Here is a 15,908-nt window from a genome sequence, read left to right on the forward strand (position 1 = left end):
TGAGCCAAAGGCTCATCCTTAGGCTGAGCAAGGCTTTGCCTTGCGACCAAATCTTTGATTTACGACTGGGGGAGGCGTGCTGTCCTGTAGGCTCATTCTTAGCTGAGCAAGGCTTTGCCTTGCGAGTAGGCGGGGAGGGGTTTTCGTTTTTTCCACATTTTGTCGGTGAAGACAAGGATGACTGCCAGAATGAGGAGGAGCACATTAAATATGTCGGCGGCATTGCCGGTCTGTGCCGGAAGGATCTGGGGGAATGCGTCGATGGATGCATGGAATAGAACAAGTATTAGGAGACTTCCTCCGCTGCGGTTATAAAGCCAAGTTATGATGAGGACGCCGGGAAGGAACCAGACAAACCTGGCTATGATATCGGTCATGTCGAAGGGATAGAATCCGGTGAAGTAGAGAGGGATATGCCAGAGCTGCCAGAAAAATCCGAGGATGATACTCACAACGATCGGGTTGAAGAGGAATTGGAGTTTCGGCAGTGCGAATCCTCTCCATCCGGGTTCTTCCTGCAGGGGTCCGCCGATGAGGAGGATCGTGAAAAAGAGGATCACGGCGGAGAGCGGCTGGATGCTCTCTATCCCTGAGATGTATGTTGAGAAGGACTGCCCGCTGTACAGCAGGTCGATCACGCTGCTGAGGATGACGAGCACCGGCCATACTCCGAGAGCGAAGAGATACCATACTGGTTTTACTCTCCACTGTCCGAGTGAACCCATGAGGTCCCGGACACCTTCGGTGCGGGAGAAGATCCGGGTGATGACGACGGCGGAGAGAGTGGCAAGGATACTGCAGAGGATAAGGAAGACCGGGTCCGCGAGACTGCCGCTGAGCATGGGCCAGAAAAGAGCGAACGGCAGGATGATACAGAAGAGGACGGCGAACCGGAGAATGTTTTTCCATCGCGGGATGGCGGTTTGTGCGGGTTTCAGGAGTTTGGAGAGGAGTACGGCGCTGAGTGCCGGACCGAATGCACCTATGACGCAGATGAGCATCATATATGCAGGTGTATTGAGCGGGATGACGAGAGGAATGCTCCAGATGATCCAAGAACAGGCGAAGGCGATCAGGAAAAAAGCGATGATCGGGTGTTTTTTGATGGTTTCTTTGTAGGGATACACGTATTTTGTCCTTTATACGTTCATTGGTAGAAGGGTTGATGTGATGATATTTAAGGATTACTATGTGCGGCAGGATATCTCAGAGATTTCCTGGATTTTTTTCTGAGAATAATGCAGATAATCGAAGTGTTTTTTTGAGGATTCATATTGACGATCCGTGTTTCGAGGTTGAAATGAGTATTTCCGTTCGGTCTTTGTTGAGTTGCCTCTTCGCGAGAAGGGAAAAAGAAGGGTTATGTTTATTTGAGGATGGGGTGGGGGCGGCTCGCGGTGGAGAGATCATATTTTCGAGGTTTATGGGAGGTTATGGATCCTCATCCACACGTGAATATTCGGCCTTTAAACAAATCGTGTGGGTTTCATCACATAATTCGTGGAAATAATGTGATGTACATCACATTATTTTTAGAATGACTGGATACAGTTCAGCGATGAGAACAAGCGTATTCTTCGAGTTTTTTTAGCCAGCTGTCAAAGTGAGGGCACTTTTCTCGTATTACCTCGAGTCCAATATTCTCTGCAATAGGAATTCCGTGATAGATTTTCTGGTATTGAGTCCCGTAGATTTCCTTAAGGTGAACTGATGGGCCTTTATTTGTGTCTATTTTTTCCGGTTCGCCAAATTTATGGAGAACAGTTTTTAGTTTACTCAATGTTGATGGTGTAGCGTTTTGGAGGTTTCTGTTTATGGTATCAACGCTGGAGAAAAGAAGGGCTTCAAATTCGTGAAGCTGAATGTAGGGGATGAAGTCGGGAGAGAGTTCATCCAGATCCTCTTTGAGTTTTTGTTCGAGGAACAAAACTTTTTCTTCTGCATTTTTCCGGGATTCTGCTTCGTCTTTTCCCGGAAAATCAGAGGGCAGCTGATAGAGATCTATCATCGTGGTGATGAGACATGGCGCATGCCCTCTTAGTCTAATGGTGTTTTTGCGGAATTGTGCGTAGGTGGAGAGTCCCCCGAAATGGGTTGCATCGGTCTGGTTGGTCTGGACTTTGACGATGAAGCCAAGGGAGGTTAGATAGGATATGAGGACTCTGTCGACAAAGCGTTTCTCTGTGTCTCCTTCTACGTGGATTTTGAGGAGCATGATGATTACGGGTTACCGCCCATGATGTTTTTGCGCCAGATCTCACCGAGTGTGTAATCTTTTAACCAGTCTTTGAGTTCTTCTGTATCCGGTCTGGTGATTTTTGTTTCTCCGTGTTCTTTTTCAGCGATGAGGATGTCGTCAGGGGTGAAGCAGTTCACAAGCTGAACGGATTGTGTGGATATGAGCAGTTGGGAGTTGGCAGAGGCGAGTTTGATGAGTTCTGCAAGGATCTCGATCGCTTCCGGGTGGAGTCCAAGTTCGGGTTCGTCGATGATGATGAATTTCGGGGGGTTGGGCTGCAAGAGGAGGGTGGAGAGAGCAATGAATCTCAGTGTCCCGTCGGAGAGAGCGGAGAGGGGGAAGTCGTAATGTTCTGCATATCTATCGTTCCAGAGAAGTCTGACGTTTTCTCCCGTTTTCTGGAAGATAAAGTCTTTGAAGTCGGGAAAGGCAAACCTGATGGCAGTGATGATGCTTTCGTAGTTTTTGGGATAATTATTTTTGATTTCGTAGAGGAATGCTGCGAGGTTGTCTCCATCGGGATGGAGGTATCTGGTCTGATATATGTCAGAGACCCGTTTTAAGGGAGAGGTGTTTCCCGTGTCCTGGAAATGGTAGATGATGAAGTGGGTTTGGAATTGCTCAAGTTTTTCTTTGAGATCAGATAATTTATCGTATTCAGCAATATCTGAACGGACAATGTTATCTCCGGCAAGGTGAAATTTGATATCCGGGTTGTTGCTGATTATGACGTTGTCATCCTTTCCCGCCGTCAGGAAATAGTAAAACTGATATCGATCTTCGATCCCGATCTTGATCATTACCTGATCTGTGATTTTAGTCCCGTAGTGGAAGTTTTGGTTTGCCCCGCCGTTTTTTTCGATGTAATGCCGAAGGTGTTGGCGGTCGTCGGATGCTGCATCCAAAAGCTCGAAGGCAGAGAGGAAACTGCTTTTCCCGGATCCGTTTGCGCCTAAGAGGATGTTTATTTTTCCTAGGGTGACCTCGACGTCTTTGATGGATTTCCAGCCTTTGATGGATATTTTATTGATAGGAAGAGGTTCCCTTGTAGGTTCCCTTGTAGGTTCCATTGTACGTTGTGTTTTTGTGCTGTAGGGTATTAAAGGTATTTTTGGAATAATTACTGAATCTCATGTAGGTTTTTTCTCTAAGAATATCCTAAATAGACATCATGTATCTTTCCCGGGTTATTATCCAGAATTATCGTTCTATTGATTTTCTTAATCTTGAATTTTCGAAGGGTAAGAATGTTATTGTGGGTAAGAACAATTCGGGTAAAAGCAATATTATTTCTGCAATAAATCTTCTTTTAGGGGAACCATCTCCAGCTTACGAAAAGTCGTCCAACATAAAGATGAACGATTTCTGTAAGGGAAATATTGATCACCCAATACACATCTGCTGTGAAGTAAAACGTGATGATGGTGACATTTTTGACATCGAATCGATGAAAAAAGAATGTAATAGATTCTTTATAAACATTGACAAAGTTCAATTAGATATCACCTCACCAAACAGTGAAGATAAATCATCGATTGATAAATTTGACCAAGAACTCGGGAATATTCTTACCACCGATTTTGATGAAATAGAATATACATCACGTGGCGGAACAAAGGAATTTATCAAATCTGATGATTTCAACAATGCATATGAACAAGAATTTATCGGAGGCGGATATGGAGATAGAAAAAACGCAATCACATCATTTCTCTATATTTTTCAAGCATTTGTTGATTCAGAGAAGCGTATTCATAAAAAACTGTGGTTAATATATCAAAGAAATAACATCAACCAATGGACAATAACTAGTGCATCCCGCCTGAGAAACTCCATTCTTCAAAGTGCCATTATCCCCTCTTTCCGAGATCCTTACAAACAATTAAGGATTGCTGATTATACGTGGTATGGAAAATTACTGAAATATTCTACTGAAAAAGGGGATTTAACTGAGTTTGCAGAAGCATGTAATCATGTAAAAAATGCATCAAATAAACTCTTCTCTGAGTTGACTGAGGATTTACTAAAAGAAACTCTCAACATCGCTTATCCGGAAACGATTCTGAGTGTTCAGTGCAGTCCACAAAATATTGATGCGTATAAGATGGCTCTTCTGTATGTTGATGATGGGTTCAACAGTTTGCTGACTGAGAAAGGGTCTGGAATACAGAGTATGGTTATAATTGGACTTTTCAGTTATTATGTGAAAAAGATAGTCGTTTCCGGGTCTGCTCTTCTTGTGGTTGAGGAGCCTGAACTATACCTTCATCCGCATGCCCGACGTGTTCTTGCTAAACGTTTGAACAATTTTGCTGAGGGGAGTAAGGATCAGGTTATTGTTACAACACACTCACAAGAATTGTTGGATATTACCTCACCCAACACGCATATTATCCGGATTCACAAAGGAACTGATAAGATAACCCGGGCGTATAATGTTGGGTTTTCAGATGCTAAATCTCTGAAAATTATTTTAAGACAAGACAATTCAGAAGTGTTTTTTGCAGATAAAGTTATTTTGGTGGAAGGTACTGAACAATACGTCCTACGTGAAATTGCAAAATGTTATGGTGAATCTTATTATTCGAATCCTGATTGGTTAGATGAGAAAAACATCTCTATTATAGAAGTTGGCGGCAAAAAACAGTTCCTTGCATATACAAGTGTCCTTTCCAAACTCCATGTTGACTGGTATGTTATGGCTGATTTTGATTTCCTTTGTGATGGTATTACAGATTTTCTCCGAGGGCAGTTCGGTGAGGCAAAAGCAAAGACGTTGATAGATAAAGTAAATGGTATAATGGGTAGAAAGGGCACTCAAATTGAGGTGAAAAATCTAAAAAATATTGCTGAAATACGTGATGAATCTATTCAAAAAAGTGTATTAGATTTCATTGAAGAGCTTCAATCATTGAATATATTTATCTTGAAAGGAGATTTAGAGGCATATTTTACTGATGATGCGAAAAAGGCTTTAAATCTTGATAAACATCCAAAACAGTATAGGAAAGGCGAATCCGTTATTGATTTGATATTTAATGTTCTTTCAGTTGAGATGCCAATTTACAAGTTGATTCAGTGTGCGGATATAGTACCTTTGTTCGATGCTTTGAAGAAATGTCTGGAATCTCCTGCCTCCAAAAATTAGGATTCTCCACCGCGAGCCGCTCCGCGCCGGAGTCGCGGCTCCGCACCCCGAATCAGAAAAGAGAGACATGTTTCCTATAAGAAAAACCGGCACGCCGGTTTTTCCTTAGCATTTTTCCAGACGGCGTGCGATTCCTGCGTAGGCGATCAGCCGGAGCAGAGCACGAAGACGCAAGAAAAATGCGATTCGCGAAAATTCGCGAAAATTCGCGGAGATTCGCGGTAAAATAATCTCATGCGTCCACACCCAACCAAACACGAAATCTGTGAAAGAGAGCGAAAAGAGAAAACCTTTTTCCTGAATCCAAAATCAAGACCTGCCGTCCCTCTCCTCTCAACCCCTCCTTCCCGTCAAAAGTTCCTTATCCCCAAAAACCAATACTCAATAGATAATGGCAGCAACTACCGATCCCCCGTTCACCATCACCAACACCATGATCGAACGGGTCGGAGAAATCAGCCGGCGTATCGGGACACTCACCGTCGGAATCAATATGAGCAGGAATCCCCGTCTCCACCACGCCAACCGGATCCTCTCTATCCATTCTTCCCTTGCCATCGAAAACAATACCCTCACTCTTGAACAGGTAACCGATATCATCCAGGGGAAGCATGTTCTGGGACCTCCTAGTGAGATACGGGAAGTCAAAAACGCTTTTCAGGCATATGAACTCCTTCCCTCCCTGGATCCCTACTCTGTAGATGACTTTCTGCACGCTCACCAACTCATGACGGCAGACCTCATCAATGATGCCGGCAGGTTTCGGACTAAAGGCGTCGGCGTATTCTCCGGGGATACTGTTGTCCACATGGCTCCTCCCGCCTCGCTCGTCCCACAACTCATCAGCAGCCTCTTTGCCTGGGCAAAATCTTCAGACGTTCACCCCCTCATAAAAAGCTGTGTCTTCCATTTCGAGCTGGAATTCATCCACCCGTTCATCGATGGAAACGGCCGCATGGGAAGGTTATGGCAGACGCTCATTCTTTCCAAATGGGAACCGCTCTTTGCCTGGATCCCGATCGAATCCCTCATTCACGAATCACGTCAGCAGTATTACGATGCTCTGGGAGAATCCGGCAAAAATGGGAATTCAACATATTTTGTCGAGTTCATGCTTTCGGTCATCAGCAATGCGCTGAACATGTATGAAACGGATGTCAACAAGCCGCGTGTCCGGTTAAGTGAAAAAGAACAAACCATTCTCAACCTCATCAAAGGAAACAGCCGGATAACCATTGCCGAAATAGTGGAAATAACCGGATATCCGCGAAGCACGGTTACCAGAATCATCAAAAATATGTTGGACAATGGGATAATCGAGCGTGTTGGTCCCAAAAAGAACGGATACTGGATGCCGCTTCCCAATTACTGATTTTCATTTATAGTCCCATTTATGGTCTCATTCTTCCCCTAGGGGTGGTCTTAGCCGAGCAAGGCTTTGATTTGCGACCAAGTCGATAGACTTGCGAGTAGGCGGGGTGCGGAGTCGCGGTGGAGATATTTTATTTGGATTCAGAAGAAGTTGTTCTCTATCCTCTTTTTTTCGCCGATTCGCGGTTGGTTTTTATCATGTGTCCAAAAATAGGATATCCCACCGCGAGCCGCTCCGCGCCGGATCGCAAGTCTAACGACTTGCTTAGCTGAGGTCGTCCGCTTCGCGTCCAACCCGCAGTCACTCCCCCGCACCCCATTCAGGTAAGAGGGAGCCGCTGGGGCGGCGACAGGATTTGCCCGAACGTTCCCGATGAGGGATGAACCGGCGGGACGATAAGACCCGCCGAGTTCAAGTGAGGAATAGCAAATCCGATTCTGAGAGCCCGAAGGGCGGGATTCGCGCCGATTCGCGGTTGGTTTTTCTCATGCGTCCACGCTCATCCAATGCATGAAATCGACGTAAACATTCACATACAAACAAAACTCTTCTCCTGAATCAAAAAATAGGATTCCCCGCCGCGTCGGGCTCCGCGCCGGAGTCGCCCTCCCGCCCCCATTATCAGGATAATATCTGTATATCTGCCCTCATCCACCCCCTGTTCCCCTTTTCGTGCATTTCGTTGATTTTAGATAATTTGGTGTGGGGAACGGGGGAGGGTACTACATGGAGATTGTCCAACGAACTTTTCTCTTTTTCGTGTTTTCGTCCTTTTTTCGTGCATTTCGTGTGATGGCGGGTTGGACGCTGAAAGCGGCCGAACTCAGCGGAGCAAATCTTTGATTTGCGACCAAGTCGATAGACTTGCGAAAAATGTACCACGAAAAGAATCCCGCACAAATAATCAAAACACACCCAAAAAATCTCTATATCTAAAAAAATGTTAATGGATCTATTCCAGAAATCAGTGAATGGAAAGACCCGAAAGAACTCCTTCAAGGAATCCTTTCCGGGAACCTCCGCCTCACTTCACCAGGACGAGCAATTCCCCATTCTCGATAGCGACATCAGTATGGTTTACCATCTGTGCCGCCGCGATCGAATAGGACCGGGATTTCTCCGCAAGTGCGTCTCCTTCCACATCCACATCAACATCCACGCACACCGTCTTGATCCCGATAAGCTCATCCGAATACCGCGTGATCTCGAACGTTCTAAACTGCTGCGGGAAATCCCTCAGCGATGACGTCTCCACGACCCAGAATCCGTACTCCGGATGCTCCGGATCCGGCGACTCGATCGGCATGATCGTATTCCGGTGGTTATGTCCTGCGACCCACATCAGCAGATTCGAATACTTCTGCAGCTCGGTGATCAGTTCCTCTTGAGAAACCTCGGAGTAGGTACTCCAGCCCGAAGGTGAACCCACCTCCATCGTCGCGATCGGGATATGTGCCGCGATGATCATCAGAACACCTTCATCCTGTCCTTTCTGCAGCTCGGCCTTCAGCCAGGCGAACCGCTCTTCATCAAGTGAACCGCGGCCGTGTGCCCAGATATCGCCGAGCGTTGAACCGTTCACGGTCGTGTCATCCAGCATGATGATCCTGATACCCTCGACCGGGTCGAACGTATAGCATGCAAAGTCGTCCGCGATCATCTCTTCCGTATAGCCGTGACCATAGGGAAGGGAACTCGAGTTCAAAAATTCCTGCATGAACCCGATCCGGGTTCCATTCTCCGCAAGAGCATGACGGTTGGGATCTGCGATCACTTTAGGAGCTGACGCAAATCCTGAAGCATTGCCAATACCTATGATGGCGCCGTTCGGGTCCGATCCATTAAAGACACCCATATAATAGCCGGTAAGCGACGGGTCTCCGGTCGCGAGCACATCAAGCCGCATATTCGCAACCGTATCGCCGCGATACATCTGGCTTATGTTTTCATCGATCGCGAACACGCCCGTAAAGAACTGATCGTGATTCCCGATCGTCTGATACCAGGGCACATCCAGACCTTCTGCCGTAAACGTCTTCTGATAATCGAGATTCTCCTTCCCTGCATTTCCTCCCGAGGTTGGATCGATCGTTTTTCCGTCAAGAACATCAATGAACCAGCGCATTTCATTGTACTGATCATTGTTCGCCGCATCGCCAAGGGACAGAACAAGATCCAGCTTGTTCTCTTTGTTTATGTTGTTGATCGTCTTCACTGCGGCATCCAGCACCTGGGTCGAATACATCGAGACCGGTGAATATGCCGAAGGGAAGGGACTGAGATAGCCAAGAGCGATCACCTGTTGCGGTGACTCCTCATCCGTGATGTGGATATCCGAGATCGTTGCAAACGAAAGAAGCGTTGTGCCCTCGCCCGTCGGAGTCACTCCGCCTGTGATGTCATCTCTCACGGTCATCGGCACGCCGTCACCGTACGTCCATTCGCCAAACCCGTTGTAATGGTAAATACTGAGATTTGCCGGCGTGATGGTCTGATTCGCTCCCGGACTGACCGGGACCACGGTTAGTTCTGTCGTATTGGATGAGACTGTCTGATTTACACAGCCGCTGGAAAATACCAGCAGCACCGCAAAAATTACGAGTATTACTACCAAAATTCTGGACATAGTTTATCCTATTTGGATGTATGCGGTATAAAAAGATGTCTTATAAAAAAGAATTAAAAGATCGTGTCCAGCCTTCTTCCGATGTGGGGCACGAAATCCTTCTTTCGTGAAACGACTCCCGGAAGATGCATGGGTTTTCTCTCCCAGTGCATGGCAAGCATCGTCGCATCATCCGCTGCCGCAAACATATCCGATCCCATCTCCGAGACACTGGTATATAATGCAAGATAAATGTCCGGTGCATGCGGCTGTCGGAGTTTTGCCTCCAGTGCCGCAAAGATCGCCTCCTCATTGGTCTTCGCATACACATATGACGGCACGAGGACCTGGGAAATGATCACTCGTTTTCCCGACAGATTGTACTCCTTTGTGTCGCGTTCGAGCAGTTCGTCCTGCGAGACCCCGGAAAGGGACATCCCTTCCGCGATCAGTTCGTTGGCGTAGGCGATCGGATCGACACCTGCGATCTCGGACAGGAATTTTACCGCATCCTCGTCCTGCCGCGTCGTCGTCGACATCTTCAGACCGAGCGTATCGGAAAGGATCCCTGAGAGGAGGATCCCTGCCACCTCCTTTTTGGGTTTGATACCCGCTTCCATAAACCGTCTCGTTACGATTGTCGAGGTTGAACCGACCGGTTCCATATCGAAGCGGATCGGGCGAAGGGTCGCCATCGCTCCGAGCCGGTGGTGATCGATGATCTCGATGATGTCTGCGGTTTCGATCCCCTCGACCGCCTGACTGTACTCGTTGTGATCGACCAGGATCACCGACTTTGCCACGTCCTCCATCAGCGAGTTCCGGGAGATCGTGCCGAGCAGTTTTCCGTTCTCGTCCACGACACAGGCCGTCCGGTACTTCGAGTTCGAGACGATCTGTTTGACATATTCCATCGTATCGGCGATGCGGACGGTCGGCACGTCTTTTGTCATGATCGACTCGGCGGGCAGGGTCAGGTGGATCATCTTCGCGACCCCGAACGCGTCGACTTCGGTCGAGATGACCGTAACGCCTTTCTCTGCGGCCGAGGCAAGAAGCCGCTCGCCGACCGGGGCAGAATCGGCGATGATCAGTGCCGCGATCCCTGCCGAGGTCAGTGCGAGCTGGGTCGGTTCGTCGTCTCCGACGATGGCGATATCCTTTTTCGTGATGCGGGAGAGGATCACGTGCAGGGCGTCGATCGAAATATACACGGCTCCTTCAAGGACCGTATGATTCTTCACCCGCACCGTTCCGTGCAGGATCCGTGCAAGCGTGTCCACGCTCACCGGCGAAACGGCGAGCGTCTCCATCTTCGTGTTCGAGACATACGCTCTGGCAAGGCCGTGCTCGCTCACGAGACCGATCAGGTTCCCGTTCGGATCCGTGATCGGCAGATTCCGCAGATCGTTTTTGTCCATCAGTTCGATCACGTCGATCGTCGGCGTTTCCGCGTTCGCGCTTTCCGGATGGGTGAACGGGATATCCGCCACCGACGGCTCGACACTAAGGACAAGGGCAGGTCCTTCGACATCGAATTTTGCGAGAGCATACTTCGACTCGGCGTTCAGGTCGCCGCATCGTGCAGCGATATAGGTGTCCGCACCATCCCTATTGAGAAATGCGGCATAACCGATGGCACTGCAGATACTGTCCGTATCCGGGTGCCGGTGACCTAATACATATATGGATTTCAACTCTTCCCAACTCCCGACGATATATGCCTATATTTGGGTGGAAGATTAGATAGAACTTTTTGCCTGCCGAATCTGAAGGCACGCAAATAATTAAGACATTTCCCCCCGTATCTATTTGGCATCATGCACAAGGAAGAATTACTTGAGCTTCACCAAATATTTTTTGACATAAAGGTCTACTACGAGTCATTAAATCCAGATCTGAAGTTTCCCCAATACAATGCACTGAAAATCACCCCGGATATGGTCAACCGGAGTAAACTCGAGCACAAATATGCAATATTCATTCTCGGCTCCGAGATTGCATCTGCCATGAAAGAGATCGAGACCATCTCTTCGCGCGGTATCCCGACCCGCATGAAAGAGCTTGCCGACCGCACGCTCAAGGAAATGGAATCCGAAAAAGAACAGTAAAAAAAAGGCGGGGATCCCCCTCAACTATTTTAGCTTCTTGTAAATTCGATTCCGATCACGGTGCAGGTTTTCTCATTACTGTTCATAACAAGCGTGTTCTGCTGGGAAAATCCTGAAGCGGCGATCGCAAAGAACATCTTATAATTGAGATTGGTTGATTTGGTCCAGGTGAAATCAGATGGAAGCTCTGTTCCCATACTTTTCACGGTGACTTCTCCGGTACCGTCTTCGTTGAAGACCATCGTGTAATACTCGGTGTATCCGGCATTGGTGGTCTGTCCGTCCCATGTTCCGAAGATCGGATCGAGTGCTCCGGGAGTCTCGGGGCCGGTAATGTCTGACGTTGTTATACAGCCTGCCGTGATGAGGCACAGGAAAATGATTCCCGTGATCAGGGATATAAAAAGAGTTTTATTCATACCAGAAATAGAGTCCGGTATTATATAATCATTTCCTGCCTTCTCGGTCCTGACGTATCAGATAGTCAGCGAGAAGTTTCGGGATGGGTGCCGTCATGCAGTGCCAGTTCGGGGTGCCGTTCACTTCGAGGACGGTATACCCGCCGTCTTCGAGCGGGAGGAGGTCGACCCCGCAGTAGTCGATCCCGACCGCACGTGCCGCTTCTTCTGCAGCCTCGGCCATATCTTTCGGGATCTCGACTGCCTGTCCGCATCCTCCCTGGTGGATGTTGTGGGTAAGATGTGCGGATTCGCGTTTGATCGCTCCGACCGCTTCATTGTCGATGACGAAGATCCGGTAGTCACGGTCGTTTTTCACATACTCCTGCACATAATACGGCGGTTCTTCTTTGATCTCGTCGACGGAGTTGAACAGATAGATCCCGTTTCCATCATAGCCGTAGACCGGTTTATAGACCGCTTTTCCGCCGTGTGCGTCGAGAAATTTCTGGACCTTTTCTTTGCTGTTCGTGAAGCATGTCGCCGGGCTTGGCGCTCCGGAGCGGAGTATTTTTGCGGTCGTCGTAACTTTGCTTGCGCAGATCGCGATAGCCTCCGGGGAGTTGATCACATGATTTTCCAGTTCAAGGGCTTTGAGGAGTTCGAACTGGACCCCGTCCTGTTTTATCCCGCAGGCCCAGATGGTCTCGCCAAAAACCGGGAGATCGAACGGATCGACGGCGGCAAGGTCAAGAGTAACAAACGGGACGCCCCGCCGTTTGAGTTCGGCCTGGACCATGCCGGTGGAGTTGTCGGTCGGTGTATCAGTCGGTTTCGGGATAATATGAATCATTAATTTGTGTTTGCTTTGGCGATGTAATAAGTCTGCCGTGATAGTGCTGACCTCTTCAAAAGTAACGTCCTGGGTGAAAAATATGAAAAATATTTGCGGATGGATGCGAATGATCCTTGTCCCTTATTCCCGGTTTCTTGTAATGGATTCTTTTAGCAGAGAGGAGGAATATCCGTAATAGATGAGCTGCTCGGATCGTTCATATGTTCCGAAATTAAGATATTTCCACCGCGGGACGCTCCGCGCCGGAGTCGCGTCCCCGCACCCCATTATCAGGGGGTAGAATGCCCATCTCTCTCATCCGCCCCTGTCCCCCTTTTCGTGAATTTCGTTGATTTGCGGGTCGGACGCTGAAAGCGGACGACCTTAGCAGAGCAAGTCTATAGACTTGCGAAGATGCGCCCATCAAAAAGAATCCCGTACACGAAACCGAAGTATGACCAAAAAGGTCAGCATCGAAAAATCCCTGACTGGAAAGATTCATATCGGGATTATTAGATCAAACAAATGTGCGTTGGAAAAATTATAAAAAAAATTATGAATACATTCCGTCCGGCAGGGATGTGAGCTTCTGTGTTCGTCCCAGCTTGACTGCCTCGATCGCTTTCGTGAAGTCGTCGCCGCTGATCTTGGTCTTTTTGTTCCTGACGGCATTCATCCCGGCCTCGACGCAGATCGCCATAAGCTCCGAGCCGTTCATATTCGGGGTGTCTTTGGCGATCTTTTCGAGCGAGACACTCTTGTCCAGATGCATCTTCCGTGTGTGGATCGCAAGGATCGTCCTCCGTCCTTCCTCGTCCGGGAGCGGGAACTCGATGATTCTATCGAATCTTCCCGGTCGGAGCAGGGCCTGATCCAGGATATCTATCCTGTTCGTAGCCGCGATGATCTTCACATTGCCGCGGGTATTGAATCCGTCCAGCTCGGACAAAAGCTGCATCAGGGTCCGGTTCACCTCGTGATCTCCGGCAGAGTAGGCATCGGTACTTCGGGAACCGCCGATCGCATCGATCTCGTCGATGAAGATGATCGCCGGCGCCTTGTCCCGTGCAAGGGCAAAGAGTTCCCTCACGAGCCGTGCGCCTTCACCGATGTATTTCTGGACAAGTTCGGATCCGACAACCCGGATGAATACGGCGTTCGTTTCATGGGAAACTGCTTTTGCAAGCAGGGTTTTTCCGGTCCCGGGCGGGCCGACGAGGAGAACGCCTTTCGGCGGCTCGATGCCCACCTTCTCGAACAACTCCGGATTGAGGAGCGGGAGTTCCACTGCTTCGCGTAAGAGGGTCTTCTGGGTTTCCAGTCCGCCGATATCCGTGTAGCTGACGTTCGGCGCTGTTTCGACCTCCATGCTGGAGATGAGCGTATCGTATTTATTCGGGAGGACCTCGACAAGCACGAACGACTGGGGATGCAGAGCACACTGCCGCCCTGCGATAAGATCTGCCGGGTCGACGGTCTCAGCGACCTTTGACAGGAACTGCGGACCGGTGGTGCTCCTGACGATGACCCTGTCTTCGGATGCGAGCGCTTCGATCGTTCCTATCACGAGCGGAGGCGTGCGGTATTGTTCAAGCTCGCCTTTGATCTTTTTTGCCTCGCGTTTGAACTGATCCCGTTCAGATTCCGTTGCCGCGGCCTGGAGTCTCAGCTGTCTGACCGTTTCCCGTAACTCATAATTGCGGCCTTCGAGGGCAATGTTGGTTTTTCTGAGTTGTGCAAGTTCCTCTGACGAAATAACCGGTTCTACGGACATGGTCGGCTTGACCACATCCTGATTGTCATCCTGCCCTGATTCAGTCATAAGAATGCCCTATGATTGGTATATCTGATGAATTCAGTAAAGTAGCTTTCGGAATAAGACCATGGCGGTTCCGGCAGTTTTTGAAAATACCGTGTTCTCAGTTTCTGTCATTCAAAGACCTCACTTCTTGCCGGATAGGAAAAGGGTTAATGTATGCGAGGGGAAATATAGATGAGCGAGAATATCATGCAGACAGAATATTGTGAGTTATGCGGGGTAGCACTGTCAAAGAAAGGCAGATTGGTGCAGATCGAGGGAGCAAAGCCGATGAGAGTTTGCGACAAGTGTGCGAAACTCGGGACCGAAGTCCAGGCTCCCCGTGCTCCAGTCATGTCGTTTGGCCGCCCGGTTATTACGACAAAGGCCCCTGCTCAGTCTCGCGGAGCTCAGCAGGCGAACCGCAAGCGGGATATGTTCGATTACATCGAGGGCGATATCGTTGAGGATTACCCCCAGCGGATCGCAGCGGCAAGGCTCGCCAAGGGCTTTACCCAGAAGGATCTTGCATTCGTATTGAAGATGCAGGAAGGCGATATCAAAAAGTTCGAGCGCGGCGACCGTGCCCCGACAGAGGACGAACGCAAGAAGCTTGAGAAGGAACTTGAGATCGTTCTTCTTGATTCGCAGGACGATGACGACAAGCTTCAGGCGGGTGGCGTCGCATCGACGACTCTCGGCGATGTTCTTCAGGTGAAGAGGAAATAATGTCGTCCCCGCTTATTCTTGTAAACTTCAAATCATACCGTGAAGGGGCAGGTAATGCGGCAGGACAGATAGGTTCGGCCGCAGAACTTGTTATGCAGGAGTCAGGGGTGACTATCGGTGTTGCTCCGCAGTTTGTGGAGCTTCACCCGTTTTGCAAGCATTACGAGATCCCGGTGTATGCCCAGCATATCGATGCGGTGGAAGGAGCTTTCACCGGCAGGATCCCTGCGTTCACAGTGAGAGCGGCGGGCTGTGTGGGTTCGCTGATCAATCACTCGGAAAGGAGACTCACGATCGCCGAGATCGAGGCATGCGTGGAAGCGGCCAAGTTCAACCATCTTGAGTCGGTGGTCTGCACAAATAATGTGGCAGTTTCTGCAGCAGCAGCGGCATTTTTGCCGACCTATGTGGCGATCGAGCCGCCTGAACTGATCGGATCAGGGATCTCGGTCACGAAGGCGGATCCGGATATCATCAAAAACTCGGTTGCTGCAGTGAAACGCATCAGTCCGGATGTGAAAGTTCTCTGCGGTGCCGGGATCCAGTCGGGCGAATGCGTGAAGACAGCCATCGATTTTGGAGCAGACGGCGTTCTGCTTGCGTCAAGCGTAGTGAAGGCAAAAGATCCGGAAGCAGTGCTCCGCGATCTGGTGTCTTTGCTGTAATACCCAAA

13 protein-coding genes are annotated in these 15,908 nt (G+C 49.0%); 5 read left to right on the forward strand and 8 right to left on the reverse strand.

The window, feature by feature from the left end; genetic code table 11:
* Window positions 1-98: 98 nt before the first annotated feature.
* The 3 genes from Q7J08_RS01265 to Q7J08_RS01275 form a co-directional block, all read right to left on the reverse strand.
* Window positions 99-1,127 carry a type II CAAX endopeptidase family protein gene (locus Q7J08_RS01265; RefSeq protein WP_304909877.1) on the reverse strand — a complete coding sequence of 343 codons (1,029 nt, stop codon included), beginning with the start codon at window positions 1,125-1,127 and terminating at the stop codon, window positions 99-101.
* A gap of 425 nt (window positions 1,128-1,552) precedes the next feature.
* Window positions 1,553-2,215: a DUF4276 family protein gene (locus tag Q7J08_RS01270; protein ID WP_304909878.1), complete on the reverse strand. Its 663-nt coding sequence runs from the start codon at window positions 2,213-2,215 to the stop codon at window positions 1,553-1,555.
* A 5-nt stretch (window positions 2,216-2,220) separates the two neighbouring features.
* Window positions 2,221-3,309, reverse strand: coding sequence for an AAA family ATPase (locus Q7J08_RS01275; RefSeq protein WP_304909879.1), 1,089 nt, complete (start codon window positions 3,307-3,309; stop codon window positions 2,221-2,223).
* Between the two features lie 101 nt (window positions 3,310-3,410).
* Between Q7J08_RS01275 and Q7J08_RS01280 the strand changes: the two genes are divergently transcribed.
* Together Q7J08_RS01280 and Q7J08_RS01285 are read left to right on the forward strand one after the other, a co-directional pair.
* A complete protein-coding gene (locus Q7J08_RS01280; RefSeq protein ID WP_304909880.1) occupies window positions 3,411-5,387 on the forward strand; it encodes an ATP-dependent endonuclease in 1,977 nt (658 codons plus the stop codon).
* A gap of 391 nt (window positions 5,388-5,778) precedes the next feature.
* Window positions 5,779-6,759: a Fic family protein gene (locus Q7J08_RS01285; protein WP_304909881.1), complete on the forward strand. Its 981-nt coding sequence runs from the start codon at window positions 5,779-5,781 to the stop codon at window positions 6,757-6,759.
* A gap of 1,024 nt (window positions 6,760-7,783) precedes the next feature.
* Here the strand turns inward: Q7J08_RS01285 and Q7J08_RS01290 are convergent.
* Both Q7J08_RS01290 and Q7J08_RS01295 read right to left on the reverse strand, forming a co-directional pair.
* Complete coding sequence (locus tag Q7J08_RS01290; RefSeq protein WP_304909882.1) at window positions 7,784-9,385, reverse strand: TIGR03768 family metallophosphoesterase; 1,602 nt, start codon at window positions 9,383-9,385, stop codon at window positions 7,784-7,786.
* A gap of 53 nt (window positions 9,386-9,438) precedes the next feature.
* The gene (locus Q7J08_RS01295; RefSeq protein WP_304909883.1) at window positions 9,439-11,061 is read right to left on the reverse strand and encodes a putative manganese-dependent inorganic diphosphatase; all 1,623 of its coding nucleotides are present in this window, start codon (window positions 11,059-11,061) and stop codon (window positions 9,439-9,441) included.
* 123 nt (window positions 11,062-11,184) lie between these two features.
* Between Q7J08_RS01295 and Q7J08_RS01300 the strand changes: the two genes are divergently transcribed.
* Complete coding sequence (locus tag Q7J08_RS01300) at window positions 11,185-11,475, forward strand: UPF0058 family protein (protein WP_304909884.1); 291 nt, start codon at window positions 11,185-11,187, stop codon at window positions 11,473-11,475.
* 29 nt (window positions 11,476-11,504) lie between these two features.
* Here the strand turns inward: Q7J08_RS01300 and Q7J08_RS01305 are convergent, their stop codons facing one another.
* The 3 genes from Q7J08_RS01305 to Q7J08_RS01315 form a co-directional block, all read right to left on the reverse strand.
* Complete coding sequence (locus tag Q7J08_RS01305) at window positions 11,505-11,894, reverse strand: hypothetical protein (protein WP_304909885.1); 390 nt, start codon at window positions 11,892-11,894, stop codon at window positions 11,505-11,507.
* 28 nt (window positions 11,895-11,922) lie between these two features.
* Window positions 11,923-12,726 carry a RimK family alpha-L-glutamate ligase gene (locus tag Q7J08_RS01310; RefSeq protein WP_304909886.1) on the reverse strand — a complete coding sequence of 268 codons (804 nt, stop codon included), beginning with the start codon at window positions 12,724-12,726 and terminating at the stop codon, window positions 11,923-11,925.
* Window positions 12,727-13,261: 535 nt separating this feature from the next.
* Window positions 13,262-14,530, reverse strand: coding sequence for a proteasome-activating nucleotidase (locus Q7J08_RS01315; RefSeq protein WP_304909887.1), 1,269 nt, complete (start codon window positions 14,528-14,530; stop codon window positions 13,262-13,264).
* Window positions 14,531-14,701: 171 nt separating this feature from the next.
* Here Q7J08_RS01315 and Q7J08_RS01320 point away from each other — a divergent pair, with 171 nt between their 5' ends.
* Both Q7J08_RS01320 and tpiA read left to right on the forward strand, forming a co-directional pair.
* Window positions 14,702-15,235 (forward strand): multiprotein bridging factor aMBF1, encoded by a 534-nt coding sequence (locus tag Q7J08_RS01320; RefSeq protein WP_304909888.1) that lies wholly within the window; start codon window positions 14,702-14,704, stop codon window positions 15,233-15,235.
* Window positions 15,235-15,900 carry a triose-phosphate isomerase gene (gene tpiA, locus Q7J08_RS01325; RefSeq protein ID WP_304909889.1) on the forward strand — a complete coding sequence of 222 codons (666 nt, stop codon included), beginning with the start codon at window positions 15,235-15,237 and terminating at the stop codon, window positions 15,898-15,900. The genes Q7J08_RS01320 and tpiA overlap by 1 nt, the downstream gene beginning before the upstream one ends.
* The last annotated feature ends 8 nt before the right edge of the window (window positions 15,901-15,908 follow it).

The organism is Methanocorpusculum sp. (assembly GCF_030655665.1).
In the GTDB taxonomy this organism is placed as follows: domain Archaea; phylum Halobacteriota; class Methanomicrobia; order Methanomicrobiales; family Methanocorpusculaceae; genus Methanocorpusculum.

Bases quoted from the DNA above. Each gene is read 5' to 3' on its own strand.
- Q7J08_RS01315 (WP_304909887.1), bottom strand. From the start codon at position 14,530: ATGACTGAATCAGGGCAGGATGACAATCAGGATGTGGTCAAGCCGACC.
- Q7J08_RS01270 (WP_304909878.1), bottom strand. From the start codon at position 2,215: ATGCTCCTCAAAATCCACGTAGAAGGAGACACAGAGAAACGCTTTGTC.
- Q7J08_RS01310 (WP_304909886.1), bottom strand. From the start codon at position 12,726: ATGATTCATATTATCCCGAAACCGACTGATACACCGACCGACAACTCC.
- tpiA (WP_304909889.1), top strand. From the start codon at position 15,235: ATGTCGTCCCCGCTTATTCTTGTAAACTTCAAATCATACCGTGAAGGG.
- Q7J08_RS01280 (WP_304909880.1), top strand. From the start codon at position 3,411: ATGTATCTTTCCCGGGTTATTATCCAGAATTATCGTTCTATTGATTTT.
- Q7J08_RS01300 (WP_304909884.1), top strand. From the start codon at position 11,185: ATGCACAAGGAAGAATTACTTGAGCTTCACCAAATATTTTTTGACATA.
- Q7J08_RS01320 (WP_304909888.1), top strand. From the start codon at position 14,702: ATGAGCGAGAATATCATGCAGACAGAATATTGTGAGTTATGCGGGGTA.
- Q7J08_RS01275 (WP_304909879.1), bottom strand. From the start codon at position 3,309: ATGGAACCTACAAGGGAACCTACAAGGGAACCTCTTCCTATCAATAAA.
- Q7J08_RS01305 (WP_304909885.1), bottom strand. From the start codon at position 11,894: ATGAATAAAACTCTTTTTATATCCCTGATCACGGGAATCATTTTCCTG.
- Q7J08_RS01290 (WP_304909882.1), bottom strand. From the start codon at position 9,385: ATGTCCAGAATTTTGGTAGTAATACTCGTAATTTTTGCGGTGCTGCTG.
- Q7J08_RS01285 (WP_304909881.1), top strand. From the start codon at position 5,779: ATGGCAGCAACTACCGATCCCCCGTTCACCATCACCAACACCATGATC.